Source organism: Cohnella terricola (assembly GCF_007786475.1).
In the GTDB taxonomy this organism is placed as follows: Bacteria; Bacillota; Bacilli; order Paenibacillales; family Paenibacillaceae; genus Cohnella; species Cohnella terricola.
Genome location: NZ_VNJJ01000002.1, coordinates 502,406 through 522,089 on the forward strand (window position 1 = coordinate 502,406; position 19,684 = coordinate 522,089).

14 protein-coding genes are annotated in these 19,684 nt (G+C 53.9%); 1 reads left to right on the forward strand and 13 read right to left on the reverse strand.

The window, feature by feature from the left end; translation table 11 throughout:
• Positions 1–11: 11 nt before the first annotated feature.
• The 10 genes from FPZ45_RS05455 to glmS all read right to left on the reverse strand — a co-directional run bounded on the left by FPZ45_RS05455 (position 12) and on the right by glmS (position 14,434).
• The gene (locus FPZ45_RS05455; RefSeq protein WP_144699196.1) at positions 12–857 is read right to left on the reverse strand and encodes a carbohydrate ABC transporter permease; all 846 of its coding nucleotides are present in this window, start codon (positions 855–857) and stop codon (positions 12–14) included.
• Positions 854–1,828 carry a carbohydrate ABC transporter permease gene (locus tag FPZ45_RS05460; protein WP_144699198.1) on the reverse strand — a complete coding sequence of 325 codons (975 nt, stop codon included), beginning with the start codon at positions 1,826–1,828 and terminating at the stop codon, positions 854–856. The genes FPZ45_RS05455 and FPZ45_RS05460 overlap by 4 nt, the downstream gene beginning before the upstream one ends.
• Before the next feature lie 240 nt (positions 1,829–2,068).
• Positions 2,069–3,058, reverse strand: a complete 990-nt coding sequence (locus tag FPZ45_RS05465; protein ID WP_144699200.1) for a hypothetical protein — start codon at positions 3,056–3,058, stop codon at positions 2,069–2,071.
• Positions 3,059–3,565: 507 nt separating this feature from the next.
• On the reverse strand, positions 3,566–5,686 hold the full coding sequence (locus FPZ45_RS05470) for a glycoside hydrolase family 43 protein (RefSeq protein ID WP_144699202.1): 2,121 nt from the start codon (positions 5,684–5,686) through the stop codon (positions 3,566–3,568).
• Positions 5,687–5,707: 21 nt separating this feature from the next.
• Positions 5,708–6,514 (reverse strand): carbohydrate ABC transporter permease, encoded by an 807-nt coding sequence (locus FPZ45_RS05475; protein WP_144699204.1) that lies wholly within the window; start codon positions 6,512–6,514, stop codon positions 5,708–5,710.
• Positions 6,515–6,526: 12 nt separating this feature from the next.
• Positions 6,527–7,417 (reverse strand): carbohydrate ABC transporter permease, encoded by an 891-nt coding sequence (locus FPZ45_RS05480; RefSeq protein WP_144699206.1) that lies wholly within the window; start codon positions 7,415–7,417, stop codon positions 6,527–6,529.
• A gap of 93 nt (positions 7,418–7,510) precedes the next feature.
• The gene (locus FPZ45_RS05485; RefSeq protein WP_144699209.1) at positions 7,511–8,857 is read right to left on the reverse strand and encodes an ABC transporter substrate-binding protein; all 1,347 of its coding nucleotides are present in this window, start codon (positions 8,855–8,857) and stop codon (positions 7,511–7,513) included.
• A gap of 106 nt (positions 8,858–8,963) precedes the next feature.
• Entirely contained in the window at positions 8,964–10,604 is a 1,641-nt protein-coding gene (locus tag FPZ45_RS05490) for a response regulator (RefSeq protein WP_144699211.1), read from the reverse strand.
• Positions 10,605–10,608: 4 nt separating this feature from the next.
• Positions 10,609–12,381, reverse strand: a complete 1,773-nt coding sequence (locus tag FPZ45_RS05495) for a cache domain-containing sensor histidine kinase (RefSeq protein ID WP_144699213.1) — start codon at positions 12,379–12,381, stop codon at positions 10,609–10,611.
• A gap of 220 nt (positions 12,382–12,601) precedes the next feature.
• Entirely contained in the window at positions 12,602–14,434 is a 1,833-nt protein-coding gene (glmS, locus tag FPZ45_RS05500; RefSeq protein ID WP_144699215.1) for a glutamine--fructose-6-phosphate transaminase (isomerizing), read from the reverse strand.
• Between the two features lie 592 nt (positions 14,435–15,026).
• Here glmS and FPZ45_RS05505 point away from each other — a divergent pair.
• On the forward strand, positions 15,027–15,938 hold the full coding sequence (locus FPZ45_RS05505) for a hypothetical protein (protein ID WP_144699217.1): 912 nt from the start codon (positions 15,027–15,029) through the stop codon (positions 15,936–15,938).
• An 80-nt stretch (positions 15,939–16,018) separates the two neighbouring features.
• Here FPZ45_RS05505 and glmM read toward each other — a convergent pair whose 3' ends face one another.
• From glmM to cdaA, 3 genes are read right to left on the reverse strand one after another with little or no spacing between them, the layout of a single operon-like run.
• Positions 16,019–17,359: a phosphoglucosamine mutase gene (glmM, locus tag FPZ45_RS05510; protein ID WP_144699219.1), complete on the reverse strand. Its 1,341-nt coding sequence runs from the start codon at positions 17,357–17,359 to the stop codon at positions 16,019–16,021.
• Positions 17,360–17,391: 32 nt separating this feature from the next.
• Complete coding sequence (locus FPZ45_RS05515; RefSeq protein WP_144699221.1) at positions 17,392–18,711, reverse strand: CdaR family protein; 1,320 nt, start codon at positions 18,709–18,711, stop codon at positions 17,392–17,394.
• Positions 18,704–19,534: a diadenylate cyclase CdaA gene (gene cdaA, locus FPZ45_RS05520; protein WP_144699223.1), complete on the reverse strand. Its 831-nt coding sequence runs from the start codon at positions 19,532–19,534 to the stop codon at positions 18,704–18,706. The genes FPZ45_RS05515 and cdaA overlap by 8 nt, the downstream gene beginning before the upstream one ends.
• Positions 19,535–19,684: the final 150 nt, after the last annotated feature.

Sequence of the window (19,684 nt, forward strand, 5' to 3'; positions counted from 1 at the left end):
ATCTGAGCATTTTAGCCTTTAAGCCCGCTGGTTGCAACACCTTCTACGATGTGACGCTGCGCTAGGAAGAAAATAAGTACGGAGGGCAGGACGGATACGAGAGACATAGCGAACAGCTGGCCCCAAGGCGCAGTCGAGCTCGTATCGATCATCATTCTAAGCGCCAAACCGACTGTATATTTATCCACGGCGTTGATATAGATCAGATGGCCGAGGAAATCGTCCCAGTTCCATAGGAAGCAGTAGATCGCTACCGTCACCAGTGGTGGTTTTAAGAGCGGCATAATAATCCGAAAATAGATTCCGAACCATGAGCAGCCATCCATCTTGGCCGCTTCATCCAACTCCGAAGGAATACCCCGGATGAACTGTACGAGCAGGAAGATGAAGAAAGAACCGCCGATCCCTCCCGCCAAGCTATGCGGAACGATGAATGGAAGATATGTATTTACCCAGCCGAACCCGTTGAACATAGCATACTGGGGAACCAGAGTAATCTGATTGGGCAGCATCACCGTCATCAGCACGATCGCGAACCAGAACGAGCGGAGCGGGAAATCCAGCCTCGAGAATCCGAAAGCAACCATACTGCAAGAGATGAGTGTCGTAAACAGCACTCCCGCAATCAGGATGAAGGTGTTGGTATAAAAATGCGTAAAGCTATATCCCGGAACCGCGCTCCAGCCTTCGATGAAGTTAACGAAGGAGGCCGTGGCCGGGATCAGGCTCGGGGAGCTCATTTCCTCGTTCGACTTGAAAGCGGCGCTGATCCACCACAATACCGGATACATCATCACTACGCTAAGCAAGATTAACAGACCATGACGCTGCAGGTTTTTGCTTCTCATTCCGTTCATTTGGATTTTCCTCCGTCCGTTGCATAGAATACCCAATATCTTGATGAAAAGAAGATCAGGGCCGTAACTGCGCCAATAATCAGGAGCAATACCCAGGCCAGTGCGGATGCATATCCCATCTCCAATCTTCCGAACGCCTTCTCATATAGGTAGAGCGCGTACATATAAGTTGAATTGATCGGCCCTCCCTTCGTAATGACGAACGCTTGGGTGAACATTTGGAATGCCGATATCGTCTGCAGCACCAGATTAAAGAGAATAACCGGCGAAAGTAGCGGAATAGTAATCGACACAAATTGCCTGGCTTTGGATGCACCGTCAACCGAAGCTGCTTCGTATAGCTCTCCTGAGATCTGCTTCAGTCCTGCCAAGAAAATAACCATCGACGCTCCAAACTGCCACATTGCTAGAAGTATCAACGTTCCAAGCGCTGTATCCGGGCTGCCAATCCAGCTCTTGCCCTCGATTCCGACATACGAGAGAAGCTTGTTCACAAATCCGTCGGTTCCGAGCATATTGCTCCATAGAATCGCGATAGCTACGCTGGTTCCGACGAGGGATGGGAAGTAGATTAGGGTCCGGTAGAAATGCATGCCCCTAAGCTTGCGATTCAACACTACGGCGACCAGTAGCGCCGTCAACAGCTTTAACGGGACAGAGGCGAATACGAACCAGAATGTCACTCCCAGCGACTTGTAGAACAAACGATCCTCGTTAATGATCTTGTTGAAGTTGTCCAGCCCGATCCACTGAGGAGCCTCTAGCAGGGAATATTCCGTAAAGGAAAAATACGCGGATTGAATCATTGGCCAGAAAGTAAAAAGGAAAAAGCCTAGCAGCCACGGCGAAATAAATAAATACCCCGCCAATGGACTTTCCCATCTCCTCCCTGATTTGATTTTCTTGCCGCTATCACGGACTTTCCTATGATCAGCCGTTAATTTGTAAGCGCTGTTAACTCGCTCCCCCATGGCAGTCTCACTCCTTGTTGAATTTGTCGTGTACATCAAGAATATACGAGATAAACCGCTTTCATAAATGAGAGCGATCCCTAAACTCTTTCACTTTTTAATAAACTTAGAGCGGTGGGAACTCATTCAGCGTTGTATAAGAAAAACCGCCAGGATAGTTCATCCTGACGGTCGGCTACTATAACATCACAGAACTGCTATTAATTCTTCCTTTCGATCACAATCGGGTAGGAGGGCTGCCTATGCTTTCTTCAATGAAAATAAAACATAGATCGTATCGATTTCGTGGGATCCTTCCAAAACCCACGAGGTTTGGGACAAAATTCGCTGTAATCCCTCCAGCCCAAGATATCGGATTTGCACGCCAATAAACTCTGTAAATCCCAAGTATCCCGGATTTACATGCGCCCGGTCGAAAATGAGCGAACCTGTGACCCGGGCGTCCGCTGGGGAGTTCGTATAGAAATGGTTTAAATTATCAATGATATCCGCATCCGAACCGTATTCAAAAAGACCGCCCTCCGAGGAACAGAGCTGAACCCAGTCGGAACGTTCCTCACTCATCTTTAGTAACGCCTCCGGTTGGCTCCAGTCATAATGAATCGTATTAAGAGTAATGTCTAGGCCATGGAAACGTTCCCCGGGCTGCTTTATAACATCGATGCACCGTTTTGCGAAATTAGGGCCATAGGATTCGATATCTAAAATGTTGAATTCAATCTTACGTCCCTTGAGTAAATCCGGGTCCGATTCCTGAATGAGAATCAGGGTGTTGATACAATCGGTAGCGGCCCCTCCAGCGATATTGAAGAAACATAGGTTCCGTTCAGGGAATTGCTTGAGCTGGGGCAGCAAAATGGTCGACTGGCGCCGGCAAAGATCTCTCAGCCTAATCCGAAGTCCCATGAAAGAGGTTTGCTTCACCGCCCACTTGTCCCGGAAACCTAATTTGATCCCCTGGCTTAAGCCCGGGCCAAGCTTGTACAGCAAGGTACGCACGCCGCTAAGATAGGAATTATCAACATTCGACATTTTCACGAAGATTCGCCGGATAAAGCCAGGCATCTTCCTTAATGATTCAATGCTACGGGCCGACTTGAGACCGTTCAAATGAAACGCCTGTTCATCAATACTTGCGTTAAAAAGGGGATGAGTAATATCCAGGATCGGTAATTGAATTCCATTCTCGAAAGCCGCATAGAGAATTCTCTGATTGTGATTTACGTTCATGGTATTCGACTCCACCTCGCTCGATCGATGGTTTTATGAGCAGATCGGTTTCTATTCGGTTCAATTTATTAGTTCCTCCGTTGTACTATGTAACCATATTATACCATTAGCTAATATTTGGAATCATCTACGTCATACGAGCACAAAAAAACCGGCGGATCAGCGATTGCTGATCCACCGGACCTCTCTCGGATGGTGGCTCTCGGTATCCGCCACCGGCATCAAATTTTTAAAGGATTGTCTCGAGGTTTTTCTCGCTCTCGCGGGTCTGTGTGCCCGCGGCCAATGCCGCATGTGTCAGTTCTGTCGCTTTCGGTGCGGAAAAGGTTTCGCCCAGAAGGCGGTTATTGACTTCCAATGCCTTGGCGAAGTCGGCCCTGCTTTCCCGAACGCTGCGAAGCGCATGTCCAGGGCCACGCGAGGCGAGTCGCTCGATGTTTGTGCACCACTAAACGCAAAGCCCCCGATCGCGCCGCAAGGAGCAATCTGGGGCTTTCCGTATTTTCTTTATTGGATGCCCGTCAAAGAGATCAGGCCGAAATCCGCTTGGCCGCCGCAGATGACCAAGCCGGGAACTCCGCCCGCATCCGCCAGCTCGTGATTGCCATCGTACAGCAGCATATCATCCAAACGAACGAACAACCGGCCGGACCGCACCGTCATATCGAACGTGTGAGCAGCGCTCCAGTCGAATTCCGCGGTCATCGGCATAACGGCAAGCGCCGCTTCTCCCCCTGCCGATCGAAGGACGACTTCCGCTCTTCCCTCCGACGACCCGGAACGCCCGGCAGCCTCTCTCCGCCGAACGAGCCTGCACTCGATCACCGCGCCGTCCGCGTCGAACGCGGCATACGCGCCCGCATACGTCGCGCTCAAAGCAAGCTTCAGGTCGAACGCGAACCGGTAAGCGCCGCGCCGCGCCGGCTCCCAGTCAATCAACCAGGCGGTGCGCCCGTCGCGGGAGCGGCAGTGCAGCTTACTCTCCGCAGCCTCGGCAGTGCCGTTTCCTTCCTGCTGCGACATCGTGGAGGCAAAGCCAGACTCCGTCCCGCGCCGCAGCGCGAGATACTCGGTCGCCTCCACGCCCGCGAACGAAGCGGAAGTGAAGAAGGTGACGAGCCCAATCCGTCCTGTATAATGAGGATACGACGCAACCGCAAGCTCGGTATCATCCAGCTTAAACGCGTAGCTGCCGCCTGTCTTTTCGATGCGGAACGTATGATAGACGTCGAAGCGGAACTTGGACGGCAGAGAGACCCGAATAGTACCGTGTTTTACACCGCCGCTGACCGCATAAGTCTCCAACTGCCGCCGACCGACATCGAGGATACACGCTACGAAATTGCTTTCGTCCACATAGCAGGCATAGACGCCGTAACGGCCCCCACGATGATCATAGCGCCACTTGACGCTCACCTCCAGCACGAGACTTCCGAAGGAACGAGCCGTAACGACGGACATCGTTTGCGCCGGCACCCGCTGGGTCACCTCGCCGTCGCATACCTCCCACTCGCCCGCAAGCTCCTCCCACATTTCCGGAGACAGTCTGCCGCCTTCCCCCGAGTCGAACAGTTCGCGAAGAGCGGGCAGTGCGGGGACATCCTGCGCTTCGTGAGTCGGCCCCGGCATCCACATCCGCTCGCCGCACCAGAGTAGCGGGTCGGCGCGCATCGTCCGCTGCTCGCGGTCGAAATCCAACTCGTCCGCCGCATTGCGGCCATGGTAATACACCCATTCGTCCACGTTGTTCGGCCCGCGCACGACCGAGTTATGCCCAACGCCTTCTACTCCGTCATTTTTGCGCAACAATGGCGCATAACGATCATCGGACGGATGCTTGGTCCAGTCAAGCCCCATCAGCCCTCCTTCTTCCCGCGCAGGAGCGGAAGAGTAGCCGATAAAATAATTGGGCCTCACGTACGCGTTCCCGCTATACATCATATAATGCCTGTCGTCCCTGCGAACGTAGAACGCGCCTTCGATCGTATGCCAATCGCGCCCGTCCCCGAACCGGTTTTCCTCGTAGATTTCCTCATCGATCGAGGGAGCGACGATCAGTTGCGGCTTGCCTTCGGGAGTTGTCATGTCCAGCAGTCTGTCCGCCAAAATGACGGTACCCGGGCGCTCGGCGTCCACTCCGGAATACTCGTTGTTGGAGTAGAATAGATAGTAGTCTCCGGCCTCGTCCTTCACGACATGGGCATCTAACGAGAACGTATCATACAGCGTCCGAACGTATTCGAAGGGGCCTTCCGCCCGTTCCGCTATCGCAACATGCAAAAACTCCTTATGAACGTCTTCCTCGCCTTCCGGCCTGGAGGAAACATACATGTAGAACGTTCCGTTCTCATAAACGACCGCCGGAGCCCAATAACCAACAAACCCTTCCCGCCGGTAAACGTATCCCCGATGCTCCCAGTTCACGCCGTCCTTGGAGAGCAGCGCCAACACGCCAGCTTCCCCCGTAGCGTAAGCATAGTAAATGCCGTTATATTTCAACACGTATGGGTCGGGATGCACGTCCGATACCGGAGCAGCCCCCTCGGCACCAGCCTGCGGCAGAGGATTGACGTATGTCCCCTCCCCCATTACCGGCAAGTGCACGATCCCTTTTCCTGCATTGTCCAATCGAAACAGCCTCCCTCGTCATTAGCTCTTCACGGCGCCCGCCGTCAAACCCGCTTGCATGTATCGCTGTCCGAACAGATAGATGAGAATCGAAGGAATTGTCATCAAGATGAGAGCCGCGTACAGTTGCGCGACCATTTCCGGCGTCTGTCCCGTCGTCCCGGTGAAAAACTGCGTGGCCAGCGTCACCGTATACATCGATTCCTTGCGCACAAACAACAGCGGTATGATGTAGTCGTTCCAAGAATAGATGAATGTCAGCACCATGACGTTAATAATCGCAGGCAAGCCGAGTGGGAGCATGATTTGCCGGTACAACCGGATCGAGGAGCTTCCGTCGATCATCCCCGCTTCTAAAATGGCGTTCGGAATGCCTTCGAAGTAATTTTTCAGGATGAGCAGCATGAACGGCGCGTTGAACGCCGCAAGCGGCAAAATGAGCGACCCGTACGTGTTCATCAGGTGCAGCGACTTCATCGTGAAAAAGAGCGGCGACATGACCGCCGTCGCCGGAATCGCCAGGCAGGCGACCAGCGAGTAGAACAAAACGTTCTTGAAGCGAAACTGCATCTTGGCGAACGCGTAAGCGGCCAGGCTGGCTAGCAAGCTGACGATCAGCATGGAGCAGAACGCCACGAACAGGCTATTAAACACGACGCGGAAATAATCGACCTTTGGATGTCGGATGACGGCCAGGTAGTTGTCGAAGCCATTGATTTGCAGCGACTGGATGACCGATTCGATGAGCGGATACAGCCAGACAACCGCAAACAAGATCAGAACGGCTTGGATGACGAGCTTGTTAACAGGCCGCAAATTCGTAAACATGACCGTTCCTCCTTAGTGGTTATTTTGCTGCCGATTGCCCAGACGTAGCTGGACGACCGCCAGCACGATGGCGATTACGAGAATCGTCACGCCCGCCGCCGCCGACATGCCGCCGTTGAATTCGTCGATCGCTTTCTTGTAGACGTAAGTGGTCAGAAACTCCGTAGATCGCCCCGGACCGCCGCCGGTCAGCAGAGCGACGATATCGAACGTCTTCAGCGAACCGACGATACCGAGCACGACCAGTGTCGAAGTCGTACTGCCGACCAGCGGCACGGTAATCCGGAACAGCGTCCTCCAGAAGCCCGCTCCGTCCATCTTGGCCGATTCGTATATTTCATCCGGGATTGCCAGCAGACCCGAATAATACATCGTCATGCTGAAGCCCATCCACTGGAATATGTTCACGATAATGACGGACATCAGCGCGTACTTCGGATCGCCGAGCCAGGAGACGGCCAGGAAATCCAGATGCAAGGCGCGAAGCGTCTCGTTTAAGCTGCCGAAATTCGTATCCATGATAATGCGGAAAATCGCCGCTATAATGACAGGCGCCATGACGACGGGAATGAAGAACACCGATTTGAACAGACCGTTCCCGAATAGCTTGGCCCGTAGTAGTACAGCCAGAAGCAGGCCGACGGCCGCTTGAATGAAGACGGTGCATACGAGAAAAATCAAATTGTTCTTGAGCGCGATATGATACGTTTTATCGTCGAACAGCTTCCTATAATTATCAAGTCCGATATATTTCATCTGGGAATCGATGCCGTTCCATTGATGAAAGCTGGTGTAGACGGTAAATCCGATGCTGTAATACAGGAATATTCCCGACAAGATCAGAATCGGCAAAATGTAGAGATAAGCCTTCCCCCCGGATAGAACGGAACGGCTTCCGGACATGATGATCCCCCCTGTTGGCAACCGACGCCGGGCATGAGCCTGGAGAATCCTCTCTTCCGCTCATGCCCGAGTCGTTGCTGTCATTCGTTTGCCTTATCTGGCGATGCCTTCGGACACTTTCTGAACTTCCTTAAGCGCGCTCTCGACGTCTTTGCCCGCTGCGACGTCCTGCATCGCGATGCCGATCGCGTTGTTCAGCTCCGGATAGTCGAGCAGCCGTTTACCGATCGCCCCTGCGATCTCCCGGTTCACGACGTTGACCGCTTCTTTCTCGGAGTCGGTCTTGAATTGATCCAACGTTTGTACTTGAACGCCGATCTTGGACGGAGAGCCTTGGATGAAGTCGGCCATGATCTGCTGTCCTTCGCCCAGCGTCAGGAACTCGAGCAGTTTCCAAGCGGCTTCCTTGTGCGCGGAATTTTTGTTGATCGCCAGCGCCGTATCGACGCTCGCCACCGCCTTGGACGGGTTCGGGCCGATCTGTGGCAGCAGGAACGCGCCGGTCTCGTCGTTCTCGATCGCCGTGCCCTCCTTCTCTCCTCCCGGAAGGCCGAAGCCGACGTGCCAGGAGCCGGTCATGAACATAGCCGCTTTGCCGGAGTAGAAGTATTGGTCGCGAGCGTCCGGATAGGTGGACAAGCCTAGAGCGCCGTCCTGGAACACCTTGTCCGTGAACAGCCGCTTCCATGCGTTCATCGTGTCGACGAACGCTTGATCCGTAAACGGCACTTTGCCTTGCTCAGCTTCGTACACTTTGCCTGGAGCGAACTGATTGCTCAGAGCGACGAACATGTCGACGTCATGCCATGTATCCTTCGCACCCATCGCGACCGGCACGATGCCCGCCTCGCTGATCTTCGCGTTAACTTGCTTCCACTCCTCGTACGTCTTCGGTACTTCGGTGATGCCGACTTTATCGAAAATTGCTTTATTATACAGAACGAATTCTTGGCCCGTCAGGTTAAGCGGCAGAGCGACCATCGAGCCGTCCTTGGCCTTCACCTGATCGATGGAAGACGGTACGAACTTCTCTTCCCAGCCCGCGCCCCACTTCTCGTCCGCGATCGGCTGGATCGGCTCCAGCATGCTCGCGTACTGGTTCAGCATGCCGCCGACTTGCATCCCCATCAAGTCCGGACCTTCGCCCGCGCCGATCGCCACTTGCAGCTTTTTTTGAAAATCCGTCTGTTCGCCGCGCCAGTATTCGACCTTAATGTCCGGGTTGGCCGCTTCGAACGCCTCGATCACTTTCTTGGATTGACTATCCGTCGGCACCCAGGACCAGAAAGTAATCGTTTCTTGCTTGCTTCCGCTTGCCGGAGCCGTGCCCGAAGGGGAACTTTCCCCGCCTGCATTATTGTTGGAGTTGCCACATGCCGATACGACCAAGCTCGCAGCTACGATGCCCGTCAAAGCCCACTGCCACTTCTTTGTTCTCATCTCTGTTGATCCTCCCTAGATTTGATTCTTTAATTACCCATATTTATCATAAAAAAAAGAAGCCCGCCCAAGGGCTCCACTTTTTTTACGTTTCACTCTAGCTTTTTTACGTCTCGGTCCTATCCGGCATTTTCTCATATTCGAGAGGGGTAATACCGGTCACTTTCTTGAACACGGTAAAAAAGTAATTGTAGCTGGAAAACCCCGTTATCCGCACGATCTCCTTTAGATCGGTCTCGCCTTCACGGATCATCTTTTTCGCCTGATCCACCCGGAACCGCGTGACGTAATCCGCGAATCCGAGCTTCGTCTCCTCTTTGAACACCCGGCTCAGATAAGAAGAATTGACGCAAGCCTCGTCCGCCGCGAGCTGCAGCGTAATCGGCTCGGCATGATGCCGCCGGATCCACTCGAGCGTACGGCGTACAAGATCGGAATGCGTGGACGGCGCCTGACGAGAACGAAGCGCGCGCAGCAGATCCCGGTACACCTCCGTCATCCAGTCCCGCAACGAGCGGACGGTGTCGAACTGCAGCAGCGTTTCATAGGGATTGGCGCCGATGTCCCCGAATACTTCTTTCTCGGAGATGCCCGTCTCCTTCAAGCTGCGATTCGCGAGATGGATCAGTTCGACACACGCCATCTGCACCGATTTGTAGGCCGCATGCGCTTCGATCATTTGGTCGAACAGATCGTTAAGCACTTCCCCGACGCCTTCCTCGTCCAACCTGGACAGTCGGAGCGACAGTTCTCGCTCTAGGCGCACGTCCACCGTCGGAACCTCGGTCTCTTTCGGCTTACGGGCGGATTCCGGCCAGATTACCGCATCCGTCCCGGCGTAGAATCGTTCCTCCAGCGCCCGTTCGGCCTCCGAGTAGGCTTTCGGAATGTCCGCGACGGAGTCGCACAGAACGCTTACGCTGCAACTGACACTCAGGTTCAACTGACGCTTCACGCTAGTCCGGATTCGGCGCAGCGCCTCGTGAATCGTCGTATGCCAGAGCAACCGGCTGCTTGTGTGCAGCGTGAACAGAAGCACGAATTTACTTTCCTCCGTCTGCGACAAGTATGCCTTGTCCGCGTCCGCGAGAATGTTGCCGGCAATATCCCTGAACGACTGGGCCAGATTGTCGAGATCTTTGCGCTCGAGCCGTTCCTTCAGCAGCATGTATCCGTCCCAGGACACGACTACCGCCGTAACGCCGCCCGAGTAGAATTCAATTCCCAGCTCCGGCAATGCTGCGACCGAGACAGACTCGTCCGACGGGTCCTCCTGAACGAGACGGCGAATCGCATCCTCCTTCAGCATGGAGCGGCTGCGTTCCAATTGGAGTTGCAGCTGCGCGCTTCTCTCCGTCGCTATCCGCTCCTCCACCAGCTTGTCGGAGGCTTTGCCCAATACATCCAGCAGCAGGCCAGGGCTAAGCTCGTGCTTCAGAATGTAATCGACCGCGCCGTTCCTCATGCTGTTGCGTATGTAATGCACGTCGCTGTATCCGCTCACGGCGATGATTTTCGTCCGCGGATGGAACTTCTGAAAATAATCGATCAATTCCAGCCCGTCCATGCCCGGCATGCTCATATCCGTTATGACGATATCGGGCTTGCGCTCGTCCGCCATTCGCCCCGCGGATTTCCCTCCGTTGGCTTCCCCGCACAAGACAAAGCCGTATTTTTCCCACTCCAGCATATTTTTCAGATGGCTCAACATCGGCAAATCGTCATCAACCATCATCACCCGCAGCATCCCGTCATTCCTCCTTCTCGGTCCGGTAGGGAAGCCGGACCATCACCGTCGTAAACAGTCCCGCGACGCTCTGCACCTCCAGGCCATAAGGCGGGCCATAGTGCAGGCGGATGCGCTCCTGGACGTTGCTTAAGCCGATTCCGCTGAATCTGAGCTTGTCCGCCCCTGAGGAAGGAGCCAATAGCTCCACCTGCCGGCCCGACGTCATGCCTACCCCGTTATCGGACACCTGCAGCACGAGATCCCCATGATCGGCATATCCTTTTATCGTCAGCATCCCCTTGCCCTTTAACGGCTCGATTCCATGAATCAACGCATTCTCCACGAGAGGCTGCAAAAGAAACTTCAATATCCGTCCGTCCATTATCTCCTCTTCAAAGTCGAACACGGCCTCGAACTTGTCGTAATAGCGGTACTCCTGAATATTTAAATAATGCCTGAGGTATTCGATCTCCTCGCGCACCGTCAAATATTCCCCTCCCTTGCCCATGCTGCTGTGCAGAAGTGCCAGCAAGGACGAAACAAGCTCCTTGATGTTATCGGCTTTCTGAATGTCAGCAAGCCATCGGATTTGATTCAGCGTGTTGAACAGAAAGTGCGGATTGATCTGCGCCTGAAGCGCCTTGAACTCCATCTCGTGGCGCTTCTCGTCCGTTCTTCTGACGTCCTCGACCAGATTCTTGATGCTCTCGACCATCTGGTTGAATCCGCGGCTAAGCTCCTCTACTTCATCGTGAGAACGGATCGCGATCGTCTCGGTCAGGTTTCCGGATCCGACCCTCTTCATGGCGTTGCGGAGAACGCCGATGTTGCGGGTGATCTGCCGCGCCAATATCGTGGCGACCAGAAGCGCGGCGATCAGCGTCGCGATCGGCACGATCATCGATGCGTTGGCGGCTTTGCGACTGTCCGCCAGCAGCTCGTCCTTTGGCACGAGGGCGACCGTCGTCCAGTCGGTGTATTGAGACTTGTAATAGACGAGAAAATGGGCCGCTCCTCCGATATCGATCGTCTTCCTTCCCGATGATCCTTGCAGCAGCGGCAACACGTCAGCGAACTTCGTCTGCCCGATGTTGCGGTTGATGTCCAGCTTCTCCTGCGCGAAGACGAAGTTGCCGTCCCCGTCGAGCAGTAAAGATTGCCCGGATTTCACTAGCGGCCTGCTGAACATTTTTTTCACGAATTCGTAGCCGAAGTCGATGACCACGTACCCGACCGACCGATCTCCATCCCGAATCGTGCGGGCGATGGAGACGACGTTCTGCATCGGAAACTCGGACACGCGATCAAGCGAGGACCCCGCATGGGTCGTCACGAATACGGGACGGCCTTGTCGCTCTATCATACTGGTATACCAAGGGGATTCCCGGAATTGAACGACCGGCGGCGAAGTGCCCTGAGAGTAGACTCTCCCCGTCTCGCTAACGACGCTGATTCCGGAGATATAATACTTGTAGCCATACAAGCTGGAAATATAGTTGTCCAACTTGCGATCCTTCTGCAACTGGTCGAAGACGGTGTCCTCGGGATTGCCGACGAGCACGTCGATCACGTTCGGTCGGTTGAGCGATATCATGGTGCTGATATAATCGATATCCTTCATCGTCAGCTCGAAGCTGTCGTTCATTTCGGTAATGGATCGAATCATGAAATCCTCCGAGGACTCGCGCAGATTGCGCGAATACTTCTCGTACCAGATCCAGGTAACTATGCTGAGGGATACGGCCAGCAGAATGGAGAAGCCGATAAAGATTTTCGCCCGAATGCTTATTCTCATGATGCTCTCCCTTACGTCCACAACGTTGGCCGCATGCGATAGCGGCTCGATGCTGTCAGAATATTATATTTTGCCGAATCAAGCAACAAAAAGCCGAGTACGGTTCGTTACCGTCTCGGCCCTGCATGAAGCGAATCCTATTAAAGTCCCGTGCCCGCCAACCTTCCAGAGGAGGGGCATGTATGAGATTTTGTTAAAGTTTCTTGCTCAATCTATCCCCTTACTCCACCGTAACGCTCTTAGCCAAATTCCTCGGCTTATCCACGTCATGCCCCAACGCAAGCGATGCGTAGTAAGATATCAATTGCAACGGGATGACCGACAGCGCCGGCGTTAGCAATGGCAGCGTGCGAGGAATTGCGAATTGGCGATCGACCGACTTGGCGATCTCTTCCTCGTGGCCTTCGTTCATGATGCCGAGAACGTGTGCGCCGCGGGCTTTCGTTTCTTTAATGTTGCTAAGCATTTTCTCGTACAGATCCTCTTGCGTCAGAAGCGCGATCACCGGCGTTCCTTCTTCGATCAATGCCAGCGTGCCGTGCTTGAGTTCGCCTGCGGCGTAGGCTTCGGAGTGGATATACGAGATTTCCTTCAGCTTCAGCGAGCCCTCCATCGCAACCGCGTAGTCGATGCCCCGTCCGATAAAGAATAAGCTGCTGTGATGGGAGATCGATTCGGCCACCTCTTTGATCGTGTCGGATTGCGAGAGAATTCGCTCGACCTGCTCCGGCAACGCCTGCATTGCAGCGAGAATATGTGCGACTGTTGCTTCGTCCTGAGCGCCGATCGTCCGAGCCCAATACAGACCGAACAGGTAAAATGCGATCAGTTGCGAAGAGTACGCTTTGGTGGACGCCACCGCGATCTCCGGTCCGGCAAGCGTGATGATCACGTCATCCGCTTCGCGAGCGACCGAGCTGCCCACGACATTCGTAATCGCGAGAACTCTCGCTCCGCAACGCTGTGCTTCGCGTAGCGCAGCCAGCGTGTCGGCCGTCTCTCCGGATTGGCTCACGACGATCACGAGCGTATCCTTCGTGATGATCGGTGAACGGTAGCGATATTCGGAAGCGACATCCGTCTCGACCGGGATGCGCACAAGGGATTCGATCACACTCTTGCCGACAAGGCCGGCATGAAGCGCTGTTCCGCAAGCGACGATGTGAACGCGGTTAATGCCCTTCAGCTGCTCTGGCGTGATGTTCAGCTCCGGCAGATCCACGGAACGGCCGTCGTCACTGATACGTCCAAGCATCGTGTCACGGTACGCCTTTGGCTGATCGTGAATTTCCTTCAGCATGAAGTGGTCGAATCCGGCTTTCTCCGCCGTCATCAAATCCCAGTCGACGCGGAAGACCTCTTTGGCAATCGGGTTGCCTTCGATGGTCATCAATTCGATGCCGTCGCGAGACAACACCGCCATCTCGCCGTCATTGAGAATGTAAATATCGCGAGTATGTTCCAAAATAGCCGGAATATCCGACGCAATATATTTTTCTCCGTCGCCAATACCGATGATCAGCGGACTTGCATAACGCACTGCGACCAGACGATCGGGCTCGTACTCCGTAAGTACGCCTAGAGCGAATGCTCCGCGCATTTTTTTGACCGCGCGTTGGACGGCTTTTACGATATCTCCATCATACTCGACGGAAATCAGGTGCGAGATCACTTCAGTGTCCGTCTCGGACAGGAACTTGTGTCCCGCTTGAACGAGTTCTTCCTTCAATTCCAAATAATTCTCGATAATTCCGTTATGCACGACGGAAAATTTCATCGTGTTGTCCGTATGCGGATGCGAGTTGACATCCGACGGTTTCCCATGCGTAGCCCATCGCGTATGTCCGATTCCGACCGATCCGAGTAGCGGGCTGCCGCTTAAGCGATTCTCCAGGTTCGCGAGCCGGCCTACGGTCTTCGTGACTTCCAAGCCCCGTTCCGTCTGAACAGCGATCCCTGCAGAGTCGTATCCACGGTACTCCAGTTTCTTCAATCCTTCGATTAAAATAGGCTGCGACTCTCTAAAACCAATATATCCAACGATTCCGCACATGTTTAAATAAGCCTCCGTTTATTGGGTTCTCGACACCTTTCCGAGCACCCGCAACCGAGCCGTATGAGCGGCACAAGCCGTATTCAAATAAGGAGTTCCGCTCTCCCCCATAATCCCACGTTATGCCCCTCGAGCGGCCGGTTCCAGGCCGCTGGACATGTCTGAATGATTGATTTGCATACTTTGCAGCATCGTCTCGGAATTTTGTCCGCCCGGTTGCCCTAAGCGTTTTGCATTCCGATTGTCGGCTCCGATGGTGAGCCGGGAGGTCCCCGCCGAACGTTTCGAACACCTCCACCTCGTCAACTTGCCGCGGCTTGGATGCTTGCGTTGAAGTTTATCGCTCCGATCAGCTTTTCCGTTCCTGATCTTCGCCCTTCCCCGCTTCTCCAAGTTTAGACAAGTTCTGGCGCTAGTCTTGCTTTTCTCCTCTACCCTGCCCTTCCATTCCAGAATATATTCCTTATCTTATTCGTTTTGCTTCGGCGTTGCAACCTAGGCGCCATTATTTCCGCGGAAATGACGAATTTCTAATTTGTTCGCCAATAAAAGAAAAGCACCCAACCCATTTTAGGTCGGATGCTTTCGATATTTGGCAGTGGTAACGGTCTGCGGGACCGTTAAAACACAATTTGGTGTGAGTTCCACCGATTTAACGGTCTGCGGGACCGTTAATTCACATTTTGGTGTAGGTTCCACCAATTTAACGGTCTGCGGGACCGTTAAAACACAATTTGGTGTGGGTTCCACCGATTTAACGGTCTGCGGGACCGTTAAAACACAATTTGGTGTGAGTTCCACCGATTTAACGGTCTGCGGGACCGTTAAAACACAATTTGGTGTGGGTTCCACCGATTTAACGGTCTGCGAGACTGTTAAAACACAATTTGGTGTGAGTTCCACCGATTTTACGGTCTGCGGGACCGTTAATTCACAGTTTGGTGTAGGTTTCACCGATTTAACGGTCTGCGAGACCGCTAAAACACAATTTGGTGTGGGGTGCATCGATTTAACGGTCTGCGGGACCGTTATTCCTAGTTGCAAGCCCGCGAAACGGTACTATTTGCGCTCCAATGGCACCACAGCCGGAATTAAGTTCATGCGACGAACCTATTTACTCGATTACCGCGATCTCTTCGATGATAAGCCCACGAGACAGTACTATTTGCGCCACAGTGGCACCACAGCCGGAATTAAGTTCATGCGACGAACTTATTTACTCGAAAACCGTGGTTTCTCCGAAGATAAGCCCGCCAGACGGTACTATTTGCGCTCCAGTGGCACCACAGCCGGAATTAAGTTCATGCGACGAACTTATTTACACGAAAACCGTGGTTTCTCCGAAGATAAGCCTGCCAGACGGTACTATTTGCTCCCAAGTGGCACCACAGCCAAAATTAAGTTCATGCGACGAACTTATTTATTCGATAACCGTGGTTTCTTCGAAGATAAGCCCGCCAGACGGTACTATTTGCTCCCCCAGTGGCACCACAGCCGGAATTAAGCCCGCCAGACGGTACTATTTCGCCCCAGTCGCACGCGCGCAGCAGCAAGCCCCCCAAGAGGGGGGCCGCACACCTTCGCCTACACCAGCTCCGCCTTCACGACCTCGACGATCGCGGCGACGTGGCGCTCGATCTCTTCCCGCTCCGGCCCTTCGGCCATGACGCGGATCAGCGCCTCCGTGCCGGATGGACGCACGAGCACGCGCCCGTTGTCGCCTAGCGCCGCCTCGGCGTCGGCTACCGCTTTCGCGATCGCCTCGTTGCCCGGGTAGCGCGATTTGTCGGCGACGCGCACGTTGACCAGAACTTGCGGATACTTGCGCATCATCTGCTTCAACTCGCCAAGCTTCTTGCCGGATCCGATAATCGTATCCAGCAACTGCAGGCCCGTCAGAATGCCGTCCCCCGTCGTGCTGTGATCGAGGAAAATTACGTGGCCCGATTGCTCGCCGCCCAGATTGTAGCCTCCGCCGACCATCTCTTCCATCACGTAACGGTCGCCGACGGCCGTCCTCGCCGTACGAAGCCCGAGCTTATCCGTTGCTTTGAAGAACCCAATGTTCGCCATGACCGTCGTCACGATCGTATCCTTCGCCAGCTTGCCCGCTCGCCGCATCGCGTCGCCGCAGATGCACAGGATATAATCGCCATCCACTTCCTCGCCATTCTCGTCGATCGCGATCAGTCGATCCGCGTCGCCGTCGAACGCCAGTCCCAGATCCGCGCCGTGCTCTTTAACCTTCGCCGCGAGCATCTCCGGATGCGTCGACCCGACACCCTCGTTAATATTCAATCCGTTCGGCTCAGCCCCGTAAGCGATCACCTCTGCCCCCAATGCGCGGAACACATCCGGAGCCAGCTCGTATGCAGCCCCATGCGCGCAATCCAGCACCAGCTTTACTCCGGAGAACGAATGACTGACGGTTGTCTCCAAGTATTCCAGATACTTCGCTTTCGCTCCCAGATCGACGGTAACCGAACCAATGTCTCCGCCTACAGGCCTTGGTAGCGTATCCTCGGCGGCGTCCATTAGCCGCTCGATCTCCGCTTCCGTCTCATCGAGCAGCTTGAACCCATCCCCGCCGAAAAACTTAATGCCGTTATCCGCTACAGGATTATGCGACGCGGAGATCATGACTCCCGCATCCGCTCCGAGCGTGCGGGTCAAAAATGCCACAGCCGGCGTGCTTACGACCCCGAGTCTAACGACGTCGGCGCCGATGGAAAGCAGCCCTGCCGTCAAAGCGCTCTCCAGCATCTGTCCGGAGATACGCGTATCCATGCCAATCAATACTTTAGGGCGGCTGACTTTACCTGCCAGTACGACCCCTCCACAACGACCGATCCGATAAGCCAATTCCGGCGTTAGTTCACTATTCGCGACTCCGCGCACGCCATCTGTTCCAAAATATTTCCCCATAAGTCTGACCTGCTCCCTCTATCTCTAATTCTCTAATGTTCCGCTCCCGGCTGCAGTCCATCCGGCGTTTCAGCTACGGGATCAACCGGCGCTTCTTCGCCTTCAGCGGACGTTTCGGTTGCGTTCTTGTCCTTAATCTCGACCGTGATGCTCTTCGTTCCTCCGACTTGTTCCATAAATCTCTCCAGGCTAACGTTTAACGGAATCGTATATACGCCCGGCCCGCGGCCGCTCAGATCGGCGATCACGTCAACGTCTCCCGGTCTTAAGCGGTCCAGGATCTGCGGCGCTCCCTGGATAGTGATATCAGCCTTGCCGGTGGAAGGATCGGTAATCGTGGCAATCAATCCTTCCCCAAGCCCGCTTAACGTAATCGGCAATCCTTCAAGCTTCCGCGTCGTCGACAGCAACACTTCGATGTTGATATCGATCGATTTGGGCGATATCTCCATAATCGGAGCGACGGCATTAAGCGGAACTGTCACCTTGCCCGAATTTTTCACATCTCCTATAGGAACGTCGACTTCGATAAAGTCGATCTTGTCGAGCGCATCCTGCGGTCCATACACCGTAACCTGCTCGATATCGGGCTTGAACGAGGCGACGCTAAGCCCTGCCTGCATTTGCCCGATCAATTTGAATTGCAACGGCACGATCTTAAAAGGATTCGTGATCGGCACTTCCACTTCGACTACGGCTGGCTCGATCGCGGCACCCTCGATCACATTGCCATCCTTGTCGTACGCGGCTAGCTTCACGCTCTTGCTCTTGATCGTTTCCTTCTGGCCATCGATCGTGATTGTAGCGCCGACGCTTGCCACGTCCGACATCTGGCTCTTAGGCAGCGTAACGTGCACTCTGTTGCCCGGCTTTATGATCGGCGTGCCTATTTTGTATCCTTTGGCCGGATTGCCCTTCGTTTGGATGTTTAATTCGAATTCTTTGGTCTGCAGCGACTCAATGCTCACGACGACGAAAGCCGGAGTCATCGAGACGAGCGTAATTCCTCTAGGCAAATCTTCGACTAAAGGCAGTGTATGCTGGCCTTCGCCCACGGTTCTTAAGTCAACCTTTAGCCGATAATCCTTCGCCTGGGCCGTCTTCAGATCGCTTTTAGTACCTTTGACCGTTAGATTGACCTTGAGCGGCTCCATGCCGATCAGAACGTAATTTCTCCCATCCAGCCCGTAAGGCTGAACGGAGACGTCGGAAATCACCTTCGTATCGTATAATGGCGCAACGTTACTTTGTGTTGTATCGTTCGGATCGAAGTGGACAACGGCCCACATCAGAATAGCGACGCCGAGAGCGACCAGCTTGGAGATCGTCGGGTGGTTTAACCATTTATCCACGGTCCCCACCCGCTTTCCGCTTCCAGAACGCCCAATCCGAGCTCTTCGACTTGAATTGCGGGCGCAGCTCCTCGAACAGCTTGGAGATCAGCGATTCTTCCTTAATGTCGCGTACGAGCTGTCCATTAATCGCAAGTGATACTTGACCAGTTTCTTCTGATACGGTAACGGTAATCGCGTCGCATACCTCGGTGACGCCGATGGCCGCCCGGTGACGCGTACCCAGTTCTTTGCTGATAAATGGATTTTCGGACAGAGGCAAATAACAGCCAGCGGCCATGATTTGGCTGCCCCGGATGATAACCGCTCCGTCATGCAGCGGCGTATTCGGTACGAATACGTTGCTGAGCAGCTCCGAGCTGAGCTTGGAATCCATCTTGATTCCCGACTCGATATAATCGTTTAATCCCGTATTTCGTTCAAAGACGATTAAAGCCCCGATTTTTCGGCGGGCTAGATAATTAACCGACTTAATAACCTCGTTGATCTGATGGCTAACATCTTGTTCCTCCGGGGAGGATCGGCTGAATATCTTGCCCCTCCCGAGTTGCTCGAGCGCTCTTCTGAGCTCAGGTTGGAAAATAATCAGAACGGTCACGACGCCGAAGGTGAACATTTGGTTCATTAACCATTTCAGCGTATACAAGTTCAGCCAAGTGCTGAGCGCCCACGTAATGACGAGCAAGAGGATTCCCCGCAGCAGTTGAACCGCCCGAGTTCCCCGCACCATGACGATCAGCTTGTACATAATGTAACTCACGATAAGCACATCGGCGATATCTTTAATCGAATTTCTTAGTGTCAGCCCGGCAAAATAGTCCAAGACGCGACCCCCCCGTCCCGGCGCTGGATTTAGTTGCGACGAATATTGTCGGAAATGGAAACCATCTCTATCCTTATTATTTCTCTACTATTGCCCAGAAATCCTGTTGTTTACGCAAAAAAACCTCTCCATGTTCCAGAGAGGTTCATC

Excerpts from the sequence above, each read along its gene's own strand:
- FPZ45_RS05455 (WP_144699196.1), bottom strand. The coding sequence starts at position 857 with ATGAACGGAATGAGAAGCAAAAACCTGCAGCGTCATGGTCTGTTAATC.
- FPZ45_RS05460 (WP_144699198.1), bottom strand. The coding sequence starts at position 1,828 with ATGGGGGAGCGAGTTAACAGCGCTTACAAATTAACGGCTGATCATAGG.
- FPZ45_RS05465 (WP_144699200.1), bottom strand. The coding sequence starts at position 3,058 with ATGAACGTAAATCACAATCAGAGAATTCTCTATGCGGCTTTCGAGAAT.
- FPZ45_RS05475 (WP_144699204.1), bottom strand. The coding sequence starts at position 6,514 with ATGTTTACGAATTTGCGGCCTGTTAACAAGCTCGTCATCCAAGCCGTT.
- FPZ45_RS05480 (WP_144699206.1), bottom strand. The coding sequence starts at position 7,417 with ATGTCCGGAAGCCGTTCCGTTCTATCCGGGGGGAAGGCTTATCTCTAC.
- FPZ45_RS05485 (WP_144699209.1), bottom strand. The coding sequence starts at position 8,857 with ATGAGAACAAAGAAGTGGCAGTGGGCTTTGACGGGCATCGTAGCTGCG.
- FPZ45_RS05490 (WP_144699211.1), bottom strand. The coding sequence starts at position 10,604 with ATGCTGCGGGTGATGATGGTTGATGACGATTTGCCGATGTTGAGCCAT.
- FPZ45_RS05495 (WP_144699213.1), bottom strand. The coding sequence starts at position 12,381 with ATGAGAATAAGCATTCGGGCGAAAATCTTTATCGGCTTCTCCATTCTG.
- glmS (WP_144699215.1), bottom strand. The coding sequence starts at position 14,434 with ATGTGCGGAATCGTTGGATATATTGGTTTTAGAGAGTCGCAGCCTATT.
- glmM (WP_144699219.1), bottom strand. The coding sequence starts at position 17,359 with ATGGGGAAATATTTTGGAACAGATGGCGTGCGCGGAGTCGCGAATAGT.